This window comes from Candidatus Poriferisocius sp., from assembly GCF_965219815.1.
GTDB lineage: Bacteria > Actinomycetota > Acidimicrobiia > Acidimicrobiales > Bin134 > Poriferisocius.
Genome location: NZ_OZ244791.1, coordinates 1,326,467 through 1,343,228, shown reverse-complemented (window position 1 = coordinate 1,343,228; position 16,762 = coordinate 1,326,467). Strand labels below are relative to the sequence as shown.

Sequence of the window (16,762 nt, the reverse complement as noted above, 5' to 3'; positions counted from 1 at the left end):
GAAAGATAGACAGCCCAGATTGCACTGACTTTGCAAGTTGGACATTTAGTGAAGATCCTGATACAGCTGCGATAACTCCCAGAAAGGTAGGATCACGACTCAGCACTCAACCCTCCCGTTCGCCATTATGATTGGAGGACTCCGTTGAATCACTCAACCTCTGTACTCGTGTCAATGCCAGAAATCTAGCGAGTTTGGCAAAATCTCCGAGCAGGTATTTCCCAATCCCGTCTCCGCGATCTGCCTTCCAAAACGTATTTCGGATCGCCTCCCATTCTTCATTTGGAAGCTCTCCAGGTTCCCAACGGCCTTCAACACCATTAATGATAGCCCCATCGCTGGCATAGACGCTCACATTTGGATGTGAACGCGCGATAGTGACAACCGCTCCCTCTTTTTCGAGAGACTTGAATTGAAAAGCAAATACAGCAGAATGAGGATTTGCTGTCACTGCTTCTTCAAGCACAGCGCAAATATGAGCGTCCAAAAAGGAAAAACCGCAGCACAACAGGAGTGTATCTGGAGTTGTCAGAAAAGACCGCAATCGCTCAAATAAGGCTGAATACGGTTGTCTGGTAACCTGGTCGTATTTGAGGTGGTCGGGATAGATTAGTTCAGTTGCTTCCCTAGTCCCTGTTCTGACGACGGTGTGGCGAGATGGTTCCCAGCCCAATGAACCATGAAGTTTCCAAAGGCGAGTCCAACGAGGTGGGAGGTCGTCAGTGGCAACACTTGCAGCATCAAAAAATGGCCTGAAGGAACCGCTAAAACCATCGAAATAGGGCGCGCGAGCTCTCTCCAAGGCTTCTTCGATCAGTAGATCATAATTGGGTGTAAAGATCTCTATTGCATGTAGCCGTGTCGTACCTGAAATCCAAGAGGCTACATCCGAAAATGGGTTTGATGTTGCTGGGAGTTCGCTTTTTACCTCTTCTCCAATATGCTGACAAATGCGTTTGGCCATTTCTGCATAACCTTCAGCATCCAATTCATGCACCTTGGCAGTACCAATTGCTTGGGCGAGTCTTCTCACTTGGGTTAGAATGGTTTCGATATTGATGGAACCAGACAATTCTGACTTCAATATTTCGATGATCTTGTTGTCATCCTCAGACAATGAGCAGAGCACGGCATCTGTTAGGCCAGCGACATCAGGTAGTAGTGGCTCACCCCCATTCTCAACTATCTGTCCGTCTCCGTCGACCCGAATAGCGGTTGGAGCACCCGCACCGATTAGAAGCCCGATTCGTTTCCGTCCTTGTGAAAGCACATGACGCAAATCCGCCATGTAGTGATCCGGGTTGTGAATCACATCCTGCTGCATCATCTGACCCAAGAGCTAGGGCACCGATCCCGCCACAGCCATTCAATTGTGTGTTGACGTTCAGGCATCCGATTTCTTTCTGCCATCAATGCCCTCGTCTGCACGGCGTTTTCGTTAGGGGACTCTGAGGGATTCTAAGAACCAATGATGTTTACCAGATGCAACTGTCTTCGGCCCCCATCGGGGGTTCCTTTCTACGCCGCGCCGCCTTCGGCGAGGAGGGCGGCTAGGTTGCGGCGCCATTCTACTGAGGGGCGGTCGGATTGGACGCTGACGGTGGCGGTGAGGTCCATGGGGAGGACGCCCTCGAACTTTTCGAGCATGGCCTTGTCTTCGGCGCCGATGGCCAGGTCGAACTGCATGATCTCCTCGGCGGGGACTGAGAAGTCGTCATTGCGCCACACCACAAAGTTGAAGAGCGAGTTCACGTCGTCCATCGGAGTGGTCAACAGCAGCAGTATGTGCTCGAGGCCGGATTCGTAGGCGATGGTGCTGCGCACTGAGAACGGCAGCACGTAGCCGGTGGTCATCCGGCGGTGCAGCACGTCGTCGTCTTGGCCGGTAGTGGTCTGGCCCGCGTCGCTGGTGTTGTTGGCGTTCACCTCATAGACGTAGCCCCGATAGCCGTCGGGCAGGTCACCCATCTCCAAGGGCGGTATCACCGTCTCCTGGGCCAGCCCGAAGGTGGCGGTGTGCACAAACGGGAAGTGGGAGAAGTCCATGAAGTTGTCGGTGATCCGGGTGGACGAAACCGCCCACTGCTGGAAGGGCGTATTGAGCCGCCGGAATTCTGGGTTGTCCTCTTGGGGGATTTCCGGGATCTGACCGAGGGGCTTGCCCGGACACAGCCACACCAGCCCATAGCGCTCCTCCACGTTGACCATCTCCAAGTGGGCTTTGGGCGGTACCGGGGTTCCCAGCGGCGACGACGGCACAAGCTGGCAGCGGCCCCCGGCTCCGAACCGCCACCCGTGGTAAGGGCACTCCACGCAGCCGTCCACCATGCGTCCCTCCGACAGCGGGGCCTCTCGGTGGGGGCAGCGGTCGGGGGCCGCGGTGAGTGATCCGTCGTCGGAACGCCACAGCACATAGCGGCGACCCAGTACCTGAATCCCGACCGGGCCCGGAGCGATGTCTTCGCTGAGGGCAATGGGGTACCACTGATGGTCCAGCGCGGGCTGGCCGACGAGCTGGTTGGAAGCGCCGTTCCCACTCATGGGCCGATGATACCGCCTATCGGTTTTCCTGTTTCCCAGACACAGCGCCGGTAACGTCAACTGACGTGTCGACAGCCGACTGGGTGATCACCGGCGACATCGTGACCATGGACGCCGAGCGCGCCATCATCTCGGGCGGCGCGGTGGCGGTGGCCGAAGGGAAGATCGCCGCGGTGGGAAAGGCCGACCACATCAGAGCGCGATATCCCGGCGCTCCCGAACGGGGATCGGCCGACGCGCTTGTAGTGCCCGGGTTCGTCAACGCCCATCAGCACCTGACTGCCGACCGGTTGGTGGCCTCGGCCATCCCCGACGACCTGCCCCCCGGCGCCGCCATCTTCGAGTGGATCGTGCCTGTCCACGAGCACGTCACCGAAGATGACGATGAGCTGTCCGCCACCCTGGGTTTGGTGGAGGCCGCAGCCAACGGGATCACCACCACCATCGACGCCGGCACAGTGGCCCACCCCCACCGGGTGGCCCAAGCCATGGCCTCAGTGGGCGTGCGAGGGGCCGTCGCCCGCTGGGGGTCGGACGCCGACGGTTTGCCCCAGTCAGGTCCGGTAAACGAGGTGATCGACACCCAGCGGGATCTCATAGAGCAATATCCCCCTGGCGGCCTGGTGGAGGCATCGGTCGCGCTGGTGGGCCACGACCTGATGTCCGACGATCTGGTGATGGCGGCCGCGGAGTTGGCCCGCTCCACCGGGCGTCGGCTCAGCTTCCACATCTCCCCCACCCCCGACGACGCCGCCAGCTATCTGGAGCGCACCGGGCACCGCCCGCTGGTACACCTCGACCGCTTGGGGGTGCTCGGCCCCAATGTGCTGGTGGGCCACGCCGTACACATCGACGACGCCGAGGTGGAAACCCTGGTTCGCACCGGTACCGCGGTGGCGTCGTGCCCGTGGGCTTATCTGCGCCTCGGCCAGGGGCTCACTGAGCGCTTCGCCCACCTGGAGCTGTGGCGGCGGGGCGGCCGGCTGGCGTTGGGTTGCGACACCGAGAACGCCGGCGACGCCATCGACGGCCTGCGGGCAGCCGTCCTATTCGCCGGGCTGGCCAAAGACACCGCCGCCGACCCCACTGAGTTCGGCGCCCACCACGCCTTCGAGCTGCTGACGATCGCCGGCGCCCAGGCAGTGGGCATGGACGACCGGATCGGCTCACTGGAGGCAGGAAAGGCCGCCGACATCGTGGTGATCGATCGCTCCGGAATCCAGTGGCAGCCACCCAGCCCTGACCCGATCCTGCAACTCGTGTGGGCTGGCGGAGGCCGCTCGGTGACTGATGTGCTGGTGGACGGCCGCCTCGTAATTGCCGACGGCCGCTGCACCACAGTGGACACCGACTCGCTGCGCACCGAGGCCCGCCAGGCCGCCCAATCCATCATCGAGCGCTCCGGCATCCGCCCCCGTTCCCGTTGGCCGATGCGATAGCCAACAACATCAAGTAGAAATAGAGCCGATGACCTACCCAAACACTCTCATCTTCGTTGACTTCCCCTCCGATGACCCCGAGGCGTCAGCCGCCTTCTACCACGAGGTGTTCGGCTGGGAGGTGGAGCCCCGCCCCGCCGGCGTGTTCCACCGGATCGTCCCCGGCCAGAACTTCCAGTTCGACGACGGCTCCCAGAGCGAAATCGGCAACCTGCACATGGGGATCCACAACGCGGCAAACGCCCGCCCCCACCCCGATCCTGCCGGGGTCGAGCCCCGCGGCCTGGCCGAAGACGGACGCACCGTGCGGATCTGGATCCTGGTGAGCGACGACGACTCCTCCGACGCCATCATGGACCGGGCCGTGGCCCGAGGGGCCACCGAGCTGTGGCGCGAGCACTACTGGGCCGAGTTCAACGGGTTCAACGCCGCCTTCAAAGACCCGTGGGGCAACACCCTCATCCTGTGGACCAAGGGCGGCGACGACCCCCAGATCCCCGACGGCTGGACCGACGAGTAAGGCAGCCGTGACCGATCACGACCCCGTCTACGACGTCCACCCTCCGGCCGCCCGCTGGACCCACATCGCATTGCGGGTGGCCGACATGGACGCCACCATCGACTGGTACACCACCCACACACCGATGCGGCTGCTCGACCGGCGGGAAGACCACATGGGCTACGGGGCCTGGCTGGGCCACGGTGACTCCGCCGACTCGCCGTTCATCTTGGTGCTGGCCCAGTTCTTCCCCGAGACCGACCCGTTCAAGGACTCACCCATGGCCAAGCTGGCCCCCTTTGCCCATCTGGGCATCGAGCTGACCAGCCGAGAGGCGGTGGAGGAAACCGCGGCCAAGGGCAGCGCCGAAGGGTGCCTGGCCATGCCCCCCACCGACATGCCGCCCCCCATTGGCTACATATGCATGCTCACCGATCCCGACGGGAACATGGTGGAGTTCTCCTACGATCAGGGTGTTTACGCCCTCGCCAGCCAACTCGCCCAGCAGCAGAGCTGAAAGACCTGCCTCCTCGTTCCCAGTGAGCAACCCCACCAGTCTGACGATCATCTTCAGAGGCCAGCGCCGCACGATGGACTACGTCGAGGGCGACACGGTGCTCGAATCCGCCCGGCGGGCCGGGCTCAACCCGCCGTTCTCCTGTGAGGCCGGCAACTGCGCCACCTGCATGGCCTTTCTCCAGGAGGGCAGCGTCACCATGCGGGCCAACGAGGCCTTGGAGCCCGACGAGGTGGAGGAGGGATTCATCCTCACCTGCCAATCAGTCCCCGACTGTGACGCCATCGTGGACTACGACAGCTTGTAATCCTCACTGTGATGGATCCCGAGACTTTTCGCCGCGACTTGGGAGCTTGGCTCGACGACAACGCCAACGATCTCACTCCGCCGTATGAAGGCATCGATTCGATTGACGCCCACATGGCGCACTACTCCTATGTGAAGCGAGCCCTCTTCGACAGCGGATTCGGCCGCTACGGATGGCCGGAATCGGTGGGCGGACTCGGCGGCTCGCCGCTGCTGCGGGCCATCGTCGGCGAGGAGATCAACTTCCGCGACCTCGCCGACCCCAACGCCTGGACAATGATCGAGGTGCTGGCCCCCACGGTGATCGACTTCGCCCCGCCCGAGCTCTCCGCCCGTCTCGTGCCGCCCTTCCTGCGGGGCGATGAGATGTGGTGCCAGGGGTTCTCCGAACCGGATGCGGGCAGCGATCTGGCCTCCCTCTCGTGCCGAGCGGCCGAAACCGACGGCGGTTGGGTGGTCAACGGCCAAAAGATCTGGACCAGCTTTATTGAGTACTCCCAGCGCTGCGTGCTGCTCGTCCGCACCGGCCAACCGGAAAGCGCCCATCGGGGCATCACCGCCCTGTTGGTGGACATCGACTCGCCGGGCATCAGCTATAGCCCGATCGAGACCATGCATGGTCGACGGGACTTCGCCGAGGTGCACTTCGATGATGTGTTCGTGCCCGCCGACCGGCTTCTCGGCGATGTAAATGGGGGCTGGCGGGTGGCTATGGACATCCTCCCCTACGAGCGGTCCACCACGTTCTGGCACCGGGGCGCTCTCTTGCACCGGCGCTTCTCCGACCTGATCGCCCAAGTATCTGCTGCTGGCGACCGCAGCGACTCGGCGGCCAAGGCCCTCGGCCAGGCGTTCCAGTGGATTGTCGCCTTCCGGAGCCGTTCCCGCGACACCCAGCACCGCCTAGCCGACGGTGAACAGCTCGGTGTAGAGACGTCGATCGACAAGATCCTCATCACGTCGGCTGAACAGCAGCTCTTCGAGACGGCCCGCGACCTGTTACCCGGCGTGATGGAGTTGGACGACGATCTCGCAGCTGCGTCATGGCGCAATGACTATCTCTACTCCAAGGCGGCCACCATCTACGGGGGCACTGCCGAGATCCAGCGCAACATCGTCGCCCGCCGATTACTTGATCTGGGACCGGAGTCATGAGCGAAATGGTGGGCGCCGACGATCTGGCACTGCTCGCCTCCGGGTTCGAGGCCGCGATGGCCGAAGAGACCCGTCCCGAGGAGACCGATCAGGCGCTGTACAACCTCGGGTGGGCCGAACTGCTCTCCGCCGCCCCCTCCCAAGGAGCCGCCACCGCATTCAGGGCTCTCGGCAAGACCAATTCAGCCGCCAGCCTGCTTGACGACGTGGTGGCCCACGCCCTCGGAATCGACGTCTCTCCCCAAACCTGTGTGGTCTTCCCCGCTCCCCACCAAGCAGAGGCCCCGGCTCGCCCCCAAGGCGATGCAGTGGAGGTCGACGGGCTGGTATCAGCCCGAGCTGAGGAGGCAACCACCGCGATTCTGGCTGTCGAGGCCGATGGCAGGGTCCGCATCAGCACCGCCGATGCCCGACTATTCCAAGGTCCGGTTGCCGGAGGGGTCGATCCGGGACGCGCCTACCGCCGGGTATCAGTGGAGATTCCGGCCGACGCCCTGGTGCCGGCCCCAGCCAGCGGCAGCTGGGAGTCGGCAGTGGCGGCAGCCCGGACCGCGCTGGCCCATCAGCTACTCGGCGGGGCCCGGTGGATGCTGGCCGAGGCCCGCCAGCACGCCATCGACCGAGCCCAGTTCGGCCGCCCGGTGGCATCGTTCCAGGCCATCCGCCACAAGCTGGCCGAATCGCTGGTCGAGATCGAGGGAGCGGCGTCGGTGGCCGAAGCATGCCTCGAAGACCCCAACCCCCTGCTGGCCGCTCTGGCCAAGTCGCTAGCTGGCCAGGCCGCCAACACAACCGCGACCCACGCCCAGCAGGTTCTGGCCGGAATCGGCTTCACCGCTGAGCACCGATTCCATTTCTGGCTCAAGCGGATGCTGGTGGTGGACACGCTGTTCGGCTCGGCCAGCTCGCTTCCCGCCGAGATCGGCCACCACTTGCTTTCTGAGGAAACCGCTCCCCGTCTCATCCAACTCTAGGAGGACCCATGGGCCGAGATGACTACGCCCGATACGCCACGAGCTGGTCTGCCCCCGACTACTCCGTGGACGAGGACGGCAAGGTGGTGGGCGGCTATGAGCCCGAGGGGCCCAACAATTGGGGCCGCTGGGGCGACGACGACCAGAGGGGCACCCAGAACCTGATCGGCCCCGACCAGCGGGTTCGGGCCGCCTCTCTGGTCCAGTCGGGCAAGGTGTTCTCGCTGGCCCTTCCCATCGACGCCAACGGCCCCCGCTTCCATACCCGGCCGGCCCCGCTGCACTGGTTCATGATGGCCGGGTCCGACCAGGTGGTGGGCTCGCCTTACTCCGCCGCCGATCCCGACTTCCAGTGGAACGACGACATGTTCCAGATGCCCCTCCAGGGCTCCACCCAGTGGGACGGTTTCGCCCATGTGATCTACCGGGACACGATGTACAACGGCTACTGGGCCGGCAACGTCACCGCTTTCGGGGGTGCATCGGTGCTGGGCATCGAAAACCACCGGGAGAGCTTCGTGGGCCGAGCGGTGCTGGGCATCGAAAACCACCGGGAGAGCTTCGTGGGCCGAGCGGTGCTGTTGGACCTGCCCCGCTCCGAGGGGTCCGACCCGTTGCCGCCGGCCACGGTCATCAACTCGGCCATGCTGGATCGCTGCGCCGAGGCTCAAGGGGCCGCAGTCGAGCCGGGCGACATCGCCCTGATCCGCACCGGCTACATGGCGTCGTGGGATCCGAGCTTCACCCCCGACCAGCAGGAGGAGTACTTCGGAGGATCTCCGGGTTTCGGAGTGGATGCCCTCAACTGGTGCGACCGCAACGACATCTCCGCGGTGGCGGCCGACACTATTGGCGTGGAGGTGCTGGTGCCCGAAGACCCCGAGGACCGAAAGCACCCCGTTCACTGCGGGGCGCTGGTGGACCGTGGGCTGCCCCTGGGCGAGTTCTGGGTGCTCGACGCCCTCGCCGCCGATTGCGCCGCCGACGGCCGCTATGAGTTCATGCTGGTCGCTCCGCCACTCAACATTCCCGGCGCGGTCGGCTCACCCCTCAACCCCATCGCCATCAAGTAGGCGCCGCCCAAACGCTTCGCCCGCTCACTCCCCCGGGAAACGGAGGCCGATCTGGTCGCGTATCTGGTCGAGGGTGCCCATGATCGACAGGGTCTCGGCGTGGGAGATCACCGGGCTCTCGAGCTCGCCAGCGGCCAGGCAGCGGTGGAATTCCTCCACTTGGAACCGGAGGCCGTCGCCCTCCCATGAGCCGTCGATCTCCTCCCGCTCGAAGCCGCGCACAACCGTCAGCGACCCGGGGCAGTGCATGAACGCCGGGATCTCGATCGTTCCCTCGGTGCCGGCGATGCGGGCGGTGCAGCCCAAGTTGGTGGCGATGGCCGCCTTCACTACCGCCAACTCGCCGCCCGCGTGGCTGAGCACTGCGGCCACCTGTTCGTCCACCCCCGACTCGCCGATCCGGCCCACGGCCGCCACGCTGCTGGGAGTGCCCAGCACAAGCGAGGCGAACTGCACGGGATACACGCCCAGATCGAGAATCCCCCCGCCACCCCTTTCGGGGTCGTAGAGCCGGTGGTCGGGGTCGAAGGGCTGGTGGAACCCAAAGTCGGCCTCCACCAACTGGGGCTGGCCGATGGCCTGCTCGCCGAGCAGATCGGCCAGTACCCGATAGGCGGGGAGGAACCGGCTCCACATGGCCTCCATCAACAGCAGGCCCCGTTGCCGGGCGGAATCGATCATCCGTTGGCTCTGGGCCTGGTTGAGCGCAAACGGCTTCTCGCACAACACGGGCTTGCCCGCCTCCAGGAACAGCAGCGTGTCCTGCTCATGGCGGGACTGGGGGGTGGCCACGTACACCGCGTCCACGTCGGGATCGGCGGCCAAGTCCTCGTAGCTGCCGTAGGCCGCAGCGGCCCCGTACTGGGCGGCGAAGTCCTTGGCCCGGTCGGCCGAACGCGACCCAATGGCGTAGATCTCGGCGTCGTCCAGCAACTGGAGCCCGTTGGCAAACCCAACGGCGATGCCTCCCGGCCCGGCAATTCCCCATCGAACGGTCATGGCCGGACGCTACCGCGACTGGCCTTCGATCTTGCCTTCGTAGAGCGGGGGCAAAGGGTTCGAGATGACCTTCCCCTACTCTGTGCCGTCGGGAGGCACTGATGAGATCGTCATTCAACACGGACTGGGGCGTCCGGCCCAAAGCAAGCCCCTTCGCGGAGTTGAGGGGTCCGAACAACACACTCGAACCGGCAACCCTGCCCCACGATGCGGTCATCAGCACCCCACGAGACCCATCGGGTCCCCATTCCACTGGCTATTTCCCCGGCGGTGTGTGGGAATACTCCAAATCCTTCGATGCGCCAGCCGAGTGGCGCGACAAGCGGGTGGCCCTTCAGTTCGAGGGGGTGTACCGCGACGCCATGGTTTACGTGAACGATGACATCGCGGCGTCCGAACCCAACGGCTACATGGAGTTCACCGTCGATTTGGACCCGTTCCTGCGCTACGGCAGGGAGAACAACATCAAGGTTCACTGTCGGGCCAACGACGATTCCCGGTGGTACTCCGGCGCCGGCATTTACCGCCCCGTCCACCTCTGGGTCAAGAACCCGGTACACCTGGTGATCGACGGGGTGTGGGTCACCACGCCGGAGATCGACGACCACGGAGCGGTGATAGAGGTGGCCGCCGAAATGCACAACGACACCGCCCACACCGTGACCGTGCGGCTGGCCTGCGACATCCATAACTCGGCCGGTGAGACAGTGGCCGCCGGGGACATCCCGGTAACCCTGCGCCCCCACACCACCGTGGTGGCCCGCCAGAAGCTGGCGGTGTCCAACCCGGATCGTTGGAGCCCCGACCAGCCCCACCTCTACTCTTGCACCACTTCAGTGGTCGAAGACGGAGTAGAGCTCGACCAGGAGGTCACCGTCTTCGGCATCCGCTCGCTCCAACTCGACCCCGGCCACGGGCTGCGCATCAACGGCGAGACGATCAAGCTGCGGGGCGCTTGCGTCCACCACGACAACGGGCCCATCGGAGCCGCCACGATCGGGCGGGCTGAGGAGCGCCGGGTGGAGATATTGAAGACGGCCGGATTCAACGCCCTGCGCAGCGCCCACAACCCGATGAGCCGGGCCATGCTCGACGCCTGCGACCGCCACGGCGTGATCGTGATGGACGAGACGTGGGACATGTGGACCGAGAACAAGAAGGATCTCGACTACGCCCTGCGCTTTGAGGACCGGTGGCCGACCGATGTCGCCACCATGGTGCGCAAAGACCGCAACCACCCCAGCGTGGTGCTCTACTCCACCGGCAACGAGATTCCCGAGGTCGGCTCGCCGCTGGGAGCGGCTCGAGCACGCGAGATCGCCGAACTGGTTCGGTCGCTCGACCCGCACCGCTACGTGACCACCGGGGTCCAGCCGATGCTGGCCATTCGAAGGCTGATCTCCCAGATCCCTGATCTTCTCGGCGAGCTGAGCAGTGATGAAGCAACTGATGCAAGCACGCTGCCCACCGTCGAGGAGACCGACTCCCAAGGGGTGAACACCCAGATGGTGGCGTGGGCCAAGGCGAAGGACCGCCTGCTCACAGTGCCGCTCATCGCCGAGGGCACCGAAGAGGTGTGCGCCTCCCTCGACGTGGTGGGCTACAACTACGTCTCCAACCGGTATCTCATCGACCATGAGCTGTTCCCCAATCGGGTGATCGTCGGCTCCGAGACCAACGTGGTTGACCTCGGCCGGGACTGGCCGATCATCTGCGCCCATCCCCACCTGGTGGGCGACTTCACCTGGACCGGTTGGGAATACCTGGGCGAGGTGGGCATCGGGCGCGTCGGGTACGACGACGAAGACCAGGTGGAGCCGGAGTATTTCGGCATTGTGGCGCCGTATCCCTGGCTGGTCTCCCACACTGGGGACATTCACATCACCGGTGTCCGGCGCCCCGCCTCCTATTACCGGGAGATCGTCTTCGGCCTGCGCCAGGAGCCGTTCATCGCCGTGCAGCGACTGGAGAACGCCCACAAGCAGGTCGTCTACTCCAGCCCATGGTCGTGGAGCGACACCGCGGACAGCTGGACGTGGGATGGATACGAGGGCACCGCAGCGGACGTAGAGGTGTACTCGGGCGCCGAAGAGGTTGAGTTGGTTCTCAACGGTCAGTCCCTGGGCCGCCAGCCCATCGAGGAGTTCCGCACCAAGTTCACGGCCCCCTATGAGCCGGGCGAACTGGTGGCCATCGCGTATGCCGACGGCACCGAGACGGCCCGAAGCTCGCTGCGCACTGCCTCCGGGCCGCTGCAACTGGTGGCCGAGTCCGACCGTGCTGAAATCGCGGCCACCGACGCCGACCTGGCCTACGTAGCTGTGCGCCTGACCGACGCCGACGGCGTGGTACACACTGGCGCCAACCGGCCAGTTGAAGTTTCTGTGCAGGGGCCCGCGGTGGTTCAAGGCTTTGCCAGCGCCGACCACCAGTCCACCGAGCCCTTTGGCTCCACCTCCTGCACTACCTACGACGGCCAGGCCTTGGTCGTGATCCGCCCCACCGGCCCTGGCGTGGTAGATCTCACCTTCACCGCCGACGGCCTCGACCCCGCCACCTGTCGCCTCACCGTCAGCGAAGGCTGACCGAAGGGCCGCCATGGACCAAGATACGCTGAGCTGGCTGACCGACCCCGACTCGGGGTGCTGGGAAGAGCTGGGCTATCAGCGGTTCCCCCTCGGCGAGCCGGAGTTGGTCGACACCGTGCCCCCGGTGATCGGTTGGGACGAGGTGCGGGATCACTACGACGCAGTGGTGGTGGGCAGCGGTGCGGGCGGCGGGGTGGCCGCTCACGTGCTGGCTGAGGCGGGATGCTCGGTGCTGGTGGTGGAGCGAGGCCGCGCCCTCAAATCAACGGAGATCGGCTGGGACCCGGTGCGCAATCATCGCACCGCGGTGTTTGGGTTCGGCGAGGGCGTAACCCCGGTGGGAAATCCCCGAGCCGTCAAGGATGGGGACAGCGAGCAGGCCCTTGAGCCCCACGATTTCCGCTATCACAACAATGCCGTTCTGCTGGGGGGAGGTCCCCGGCTGTACGGCTGTCAAGGGTGGCGGTTCGCGCCGCAGACGTTCCGCATGGCCAGCGAGTACGGCATACCAGAGGGGTCGGCCCTGGCCGACTGGCCCATCACCTACGACGATCTCGAGCCCTACTACGACCTGGTGGAATGGGAGGTGGGCGTCGCCGGAGCGCCCGGCCATACTGGCGACGGTCCCCGGTCTCGCGGCTACCCGCTGCCCCCGTTCCTGCCCGACCGCGGGGGCGAGATGCTGGCTGAAGCTGCGGCCCGCTTGGGCTGGGCCACTGCGCCCGTTCCCCTGCTGGTCAACTCTCGGCCCTACGGGAGTCGTCCCGCGTGCGCGAGTTGCAGCCAGTGCGTCGGCCACCCCTGCCCGGTGGACGCCAAGAACGGCGTCCACAACACCCTCCTTCCCCGAGCCACCGCGGCCGGTGCCCACATCCTGTGCGACACCCTGGCCGCCCGGATCGACGACAACCGAGGCGAGGTGGAACTGCGCTCTGAGCACGGCCAGCGTACGGTGCGGGCCGATCGGATCGTGTTGGCCGCCGGTGCGGTGGAGACCGCCCGGCTGCTGATGCTGAGCCGGCTGGGCAACGACTGGGTGGGCCGGTGCCTCCAGGGCCACACCTACGTGTTGGCCCACGGCCATGTGGATACCGACGAGCCGCTCAGCGACGGCGTCGGCCCCGGCCTGGCCATGGCCACTCGGGAGCACTGCCACAACAACGACGGAATCATCGGCGGCGGCATGATCGCCGACGAGTACGCGGTGTCGCCGGTGCAGCACTGGGTGATGGGCTCGTGGTTCCGACCCGAGCACCAGCGAGCGGCCGAGGCTGCCGGTGAGATCGACGAGTTTGGGCGTCCGACGGGCGCCTCGGCCCGTCAAGCCCTGCGGGACACCTACCGACGCACCATCATGATCATGGGCCCGATCCAGGAGATTCCCACCCGCTCAGCCGGGCTGGACCTATCGGCCGAGGTGCGGGATCAGTGGGGCTTGCCGGTAGCCCGGTTCTTCGGTGTTCAGCACGAGGAAGACCTGCGCACCGCAGAGTTCTTGGCCGACCGGGCCAAAGAATGGATTGCGGCCACCGGCGCCCAAGACGTGACCGGCGGCTCCATGGGCTTCCAGATCCTGTCCGGCGGCCAGCACCAGGCTGGCACAGCCCGCATGTCAGACACCCCTTCAGGCGGCGCGGTGGACCCTGAGGGCAAAGTGTGGGGCTGCGAACGAACCTTCGTGGCCGACTCCTCTCTGCATGTCACCAACGGCGGCGTGAACCCCGTGCTGTCCATCATGGCCAACTCCTGGCGAGTGGCCGACCTGCTCTCCCGCTAAGCCCGCCGGAACGGCCTGGGCTCAGGCGTTCAGCAGCTCCTCTTCGATGCGCTCGGCCATCACCTGTTGAGCCCACTCGATCTTGGCCGGGATGTGCTCGGTGGGGAACAGGCCCTCGGAGGGGCGGTAGTCCTTGAGCACCTGCTTGGCGATGGTGTCTTTATGGACTTCGGTGGGGCCGTCGGCCACCCCGAAGGTGGGGGCCATCATCCACATGTTGGCCAGCGGCGTCTCGTTTGACATGCCCAGCGAGCCGTGGATCTGCATGGAGCGGAAAACCACGTCCATGAGCACCCGGGGGGTGGCCACCTTCACCCCGGCGATGTAGAGCCGGGCCTTGGAGGTGTCCGACTGGTCGATCTGCCAGGCGGCGTGCAGCACCTGCAAGCGGAACTGCTCGATCTGGACCCAGGAGTCCGCGATCATGTGCTGCACCGCCTGCTTCTCGGCCAAAAGCGAGCCCTTGGTCTCGCGGCTGAGAGCCCGCTCGCACATCATGTCGAAGGCCTTCTTGGCCGTGCCCACCGAGCGCATGGCGTGGTGTACTCGGCCCCCGCCCAAGCGGGTCTGGGCGATCTTGAACCCGGCCCCCTCCTCGCCCATGAGATTCTCGATGGGCACGCGGCACTCGTTGAACCGCAGGTAGCTGTGGCCGCCGTGGCCCCGGCGCTCACCGCCCACGCCCACGTTGCGGACCAGCTCCAAGCCGGGGGCGTCGTGGGGCACCAGCATCATGGAAGAGCCTCGATACACCGACACGTCGGGGTTGGTGATGAGCATGACGATCAGGAACTCAGCCCGCGGATAGTTGGAGGCAAACCACTTCTCCCCGTTGATCACCCACTCATCGCCGTCGCGGTGGGCAGTGCAGGTGAAGTGGTTGGGATCGGACCCGCCCTGAGGCTCGGTCATGGAGTAGCAGGTGGAGATCTCCCCGGCCAGCAGCGGCTTGAGGTACTTCTCCTTCTGCTCGTCGTTGGCGTAGTGAGCCAAGATCTCGGCGTTGCCCGAGTCGGGGGCCTGGCTGCCGAACGCGGAGGGTCCGAACGTGGAGCGGCCCAAGATCTCGTTCATCAGCGCCAGTTGCACCTGGCCGAACCCCATGCCCCCCATCTCCGGCTTGAGGTGGCAGGCCCACAGCCCCCGGTCCTTGACCTTCTGCTGGATACGGCGCAGATGTGTCTGCACCTCCTCGTCAGACTTGTCGAACGGCGACCGCCCCCGGAAGTAGTGGTCCAGCGGCTCGATCTCGGTGTGCATGAGCTCCGTCAGCCATTCGAGGTGGTCTTGAAACTCCGGATCAGTAGAAAAATCCCAGGCCATGATCCGAGACTAGAACAGCCTCACCCGACGGCGCGCTTCGTCAGCGGATGGGGGTGAGGTGGATGGGGAAGGTCTCTCGGATTAGAGCGTCGGCTTCGGGGGTGATGTGGTCGGGCTTGGGGCGGTTGAGCACTTCGGTGACGTAGTCGTGGGCCACGTCTTCGATTTGGCGGGCGCCGGCGTCCACCCAGTCGTCGGGGCTGAGGCGGTCGCCGATTTGGGGGTACACGTACTCGGTCTGCATGAGCGACAGAGTTTGTGAGTGGCCGAGGAAGTGGCCCTCGCCGTGTACTACATCGGCGATTACCTGGGTAGACAGGGTCTCGGGAGTGATCTCGATGCCCCGCACCGTGCGGTTGATGGACCCCAGCATGTCGTTGTCGATCACCAGGGCCTCCAGCGAGCAGGCCATGATGCTGGCCAGCATTCCGGCCGTCTCGTTGATCATGTTGGCCCCGGCGTTGGCGGCCAGGGTGATGGCGTTGGCCTTCTCAGCACCGGCCTGGTTGTCGGGAAGCTTGGAGTCGGCCATGCCGGCGGCCACCCCCGAGGGCAAACCGAGGTAGTTCACCACCTGGGCGGCCGCCGCGTTGATGATCGCCTCCTCGCCGCTGCCCCCGCTCATCGCTCCAGTGCGCAGATCGGACACGAACGGCCACATGCCCAGCACACAGGGATGGCCAGGCACAACCAGGTTGACCGCGGTCAACCCGGCCAGGCACTCGGCCAAGGCCTGGACCAGCGATCCGGCCAGCGCGGCCGGCGAGGTGGCCCCGGCTTGGCCCGCGGACAGCAGGTTGATCGGCATGCCCCGTCGGGCCTGTTCCATCAGGCACAGGGCCGAATCTTCGGCAAAGCGCAGGGGAGGCACCACGAAAGTGTTGTTGCCGATGCTGAAGGGCCGCCGGGCGAACTCCCCCTCGGCGCCCAGCGCCATGTCGAAAAGGTCGATGCACTCATGAACATGCTCGGGTTGGAACATGGCCGTGCCCAGCGGCTTGGTGGTGCCGGCCAAGATGGCGTAGGCGGTGTTGATGTCCAGCTCCCGGGCGGTTTCCATGTCGCGGGCCACCAGCGTCCGCACGAACACGTGGATGTTGTCGAGGGTGTCGACCACCCGGGCCACGTCGTAAAGGTCGGACAGGGTGCTGGGGCGGAAGCGCTTGGTGTCGTGATCGAGCATCATCACCGCGGCCCCGCTGGTGCAGAGATGAACCCGGTTTCCACCGATCTCCACCCCCCGGTCGGGGTCGAACCCGTACAGGGTGAACTCCTTGCAGGCACCCTCCACGATCCGCTTCACCAGGTCGGGGGGGAATCGCAAGCGATCGTCGTCGTCCATCCGGCCGCCGTTGGCAGTGACCGCCTCGATGATCTCCGGGGTGGCCTGCCCCATGCCCAGGTCGGCCAACAAACCGAGAGCCGCCTCGAAAACGTCGTCGCACTGGCCATCGGACAGGGGCTTGTAGGCTCCGCCGGCCATCCCCGGCCACACGGCCCGGGCATCGGCTTCGGGCGGCGCCTCCCGCATGGCTACTCGAGCCGCCCTGCCTCCTGCACGTCGCGCCATA

Annotated in this window: 14 protein-coding genes; 9 read left to right on the top strand and 5 right to left on the bottom strand. The window is 65.1% G+C overall.

Annotation, left to right across the window (positions count from 1 at the left end; translation table 11 throughout):
* Positions 1-106: 106 nt before the first annotated feature.
* Both ACOQPI_RS06355 and ACOQPI_RS06350 read right to left on the bottom strand, forming a co-directional pair.
* A complete protein-coding gene (locus tag ACOQPI_RS06355) occupies positions 107-1,327 on the bottom strand; it encodes an SIR2 family protein (protein ID WP_420618847.1) in 1,221 nt (406 codons plus the stop codon).
* Between the two features lie 191 nt (positions 1,328-1,518).
* The gene (locus ACOQPI_RS06350) at positions 1,519-2,541 is read right to left on the bottom strand and encodes a Rieske 2Fe-2S domain-containing protein (RefSeq protein ID WP_420618846.1); all 1,023 of its coding nucleotides are present in this window, start codon (positions 2,539-2,541) and stop codon (positions 1,519-1,521) included.
* 65 nt (positions 2,542-2,606) lie between these two features.
* On the opposite strand from ACOQPI_RS06350, the gene ACOQPI_RS06345 reads away from it, so the two are divergent.
* Genes ACOQPI_RS06345 through ACOQPI_RS06315 form a run of 7 tightly spaced genes read left to right on the top strand, consistent with a single transcriptional unit; the run spans position 2,607 to position 8,504 of the window.
* Entirely contained in the window at positions 2,607-3,980 is a 1,374-nt protein-coding gene (locus ACOQPI_RS06345) for an amidohydrolase family protein (RefSeq protein WP_420618845.1), read from the top strand.
* Between the two features lie 28 nt (positions 3,981-4,008).
* Positions 4,009-4,500: a VOC family protein gene (locus ACOQPI_RS06340; protein ID WP_420618844.1), complete on the top strand. Its 492-nt coding sequence runs from the start codon at positions 4,009-4,011 to the stop codon at positions 4,498-4,500.
* A gap of 7 nt (positions 4,501-4,507) precedes the next feature.
* Positions 4,508-4,996 carry a VOC family protein gene (locus ACOQPI_RS06335; protein WP_420618843.1) on the top strand — a complete coding sequence of 163 codons (489 nt, stop codon included), beginning with the start codon at positions 4,508-4,510 and terminating at the stop codon, positions 4,994-4,996.
* A gap of 22 nt (positions 4,997-5,018) precedes the next feature.
* On the top strand, positions 5,019-5,303 hold the full coding sequence (locus ACOQPI_RS06330) for a 2Fe-2S iron-sulfur cluster-binding protein (RefSeq protein WP_420618842.1): 285 nt from the start codon (positions 5,019-5,021) through the stop codon (positions 5,301-5,303).
* A gap of 11 nt (positions 5,304-5,314) precedes the next feature.
* Positions 5,315-6,457 carry an acyl-CoA dehydrogenase family protein gene (locus ACOQPI_RS06325; RefSeq protein WP_420618841.1) on the top strand — a complete coding sequence of 381 codons (1,143 nt, stop codon included), beginning with the start codon at positions 5,315-5,317 and terminating at the stop codon, positions 6,455-6,457.
* Positions 6,454-7,431, top strand: coding sequence for an acyl-CoA dehydrogenase family protein (locus ACOQPI_RS06320; RefSeq protein WP_420618840.1), 978 nt, complete (start codon positions 6,454-6,456; stop codon positions 7,429-7,431). The genes ACOQPI_RS06325 and ACOQPI_RS06320 overlap by 4 nt, the downstream gene beginning before the upstream one ends.
* An 8-nt stretch (positions 7,432-7,439) precedes the next feature.
* Positions 7,440-8,504 (top strand): cyclase family protein, encoded by a 1,065-nt coding sequence (locus tag ACOQPI_RS06315; RefSeq protein ID WP_420618839.1) that lies wholly within the window; start codon positions 7,440-7,442, stop codon positions 8,502-8,504.
* Between the two features lie 24 nt (positions 8,505-8,528).
* On the opposite strand, the gene ACOQPI_RS06310 is transcribed toward ACOQPI_RS06315, so the two are convergent.
* Positions 8,529-9,503: a Gfo/Idh/MocA family protein gene (locus ACOQPI_RS06310; protein WP_420618838.1), complete on the bottom strand. Its 975-nt coding sequence runs from the start codon at positions 9,501-9,503 to the stop codon at positions 8,529-8,531.
* A gap of 101 nt (positions 9,504-9,604) precedes the next feature.
* Between ACOQPI_RS06310 and ACOQPI_RS06305 the strand changes: the two genes are divergently transcribed.
* Positions 9,605-12,088, top strand: coding sequence for a glycoside hydrolase family 2 TIM barrel-domain containing protein (locus ACOQPI_RS06305; RefSeq protein WP_420618837.1), 2,484 nt, complete (start codon positions 9,605-9,607; stop codon positions 12,086-12,088).
* A gap of 13 nt (positions 12,089-12,101) precedes the next feature.
* The gene (locus ACOQPI_RS06300) at positions 12,102-13,868 is read left to right on the top strand and encodes a GMC oxidoreductase (protein ID WP_420618836.1); all 1,767 of its coding nucleotides are present in this window, start codon (positions 12,102-12,104) and stop codon (positions 13,866-13,868) included.
* Between the two features lie 21 nt (positions 13,869-13,889).
* Here ACOQPI_RS06300 and ACOQPI_RS06295 read toward each other — a convergent pair whose 3' ends face one another.
* Entirely contained in the window at positions 13,890-15,191 is a 1,302-nt protein-coding gene (locus ACOQPI_RS06295) for an acyl-CoA dehydrogenase family protein (protein ID WP_420618835.1), read from the bottom strand.
* A gap of 40 nt (positions 15,192-15,231) precedes the next feature.
* The gene (locus ACOQPI_RS06290) at positions 15,232-16,761 is read right to left on the bottom strand and encodes a trimethylamine methyltransferase family protein (protein WP_420618834.1); all 1,530 of its coding nucleotides are present in this window, start codon (positions 16,759-16,761) and stop codon (positions 15,232-15,234) included.
* Between the last annotated feature and the right edge of the window lies 1 nt (position 16,762).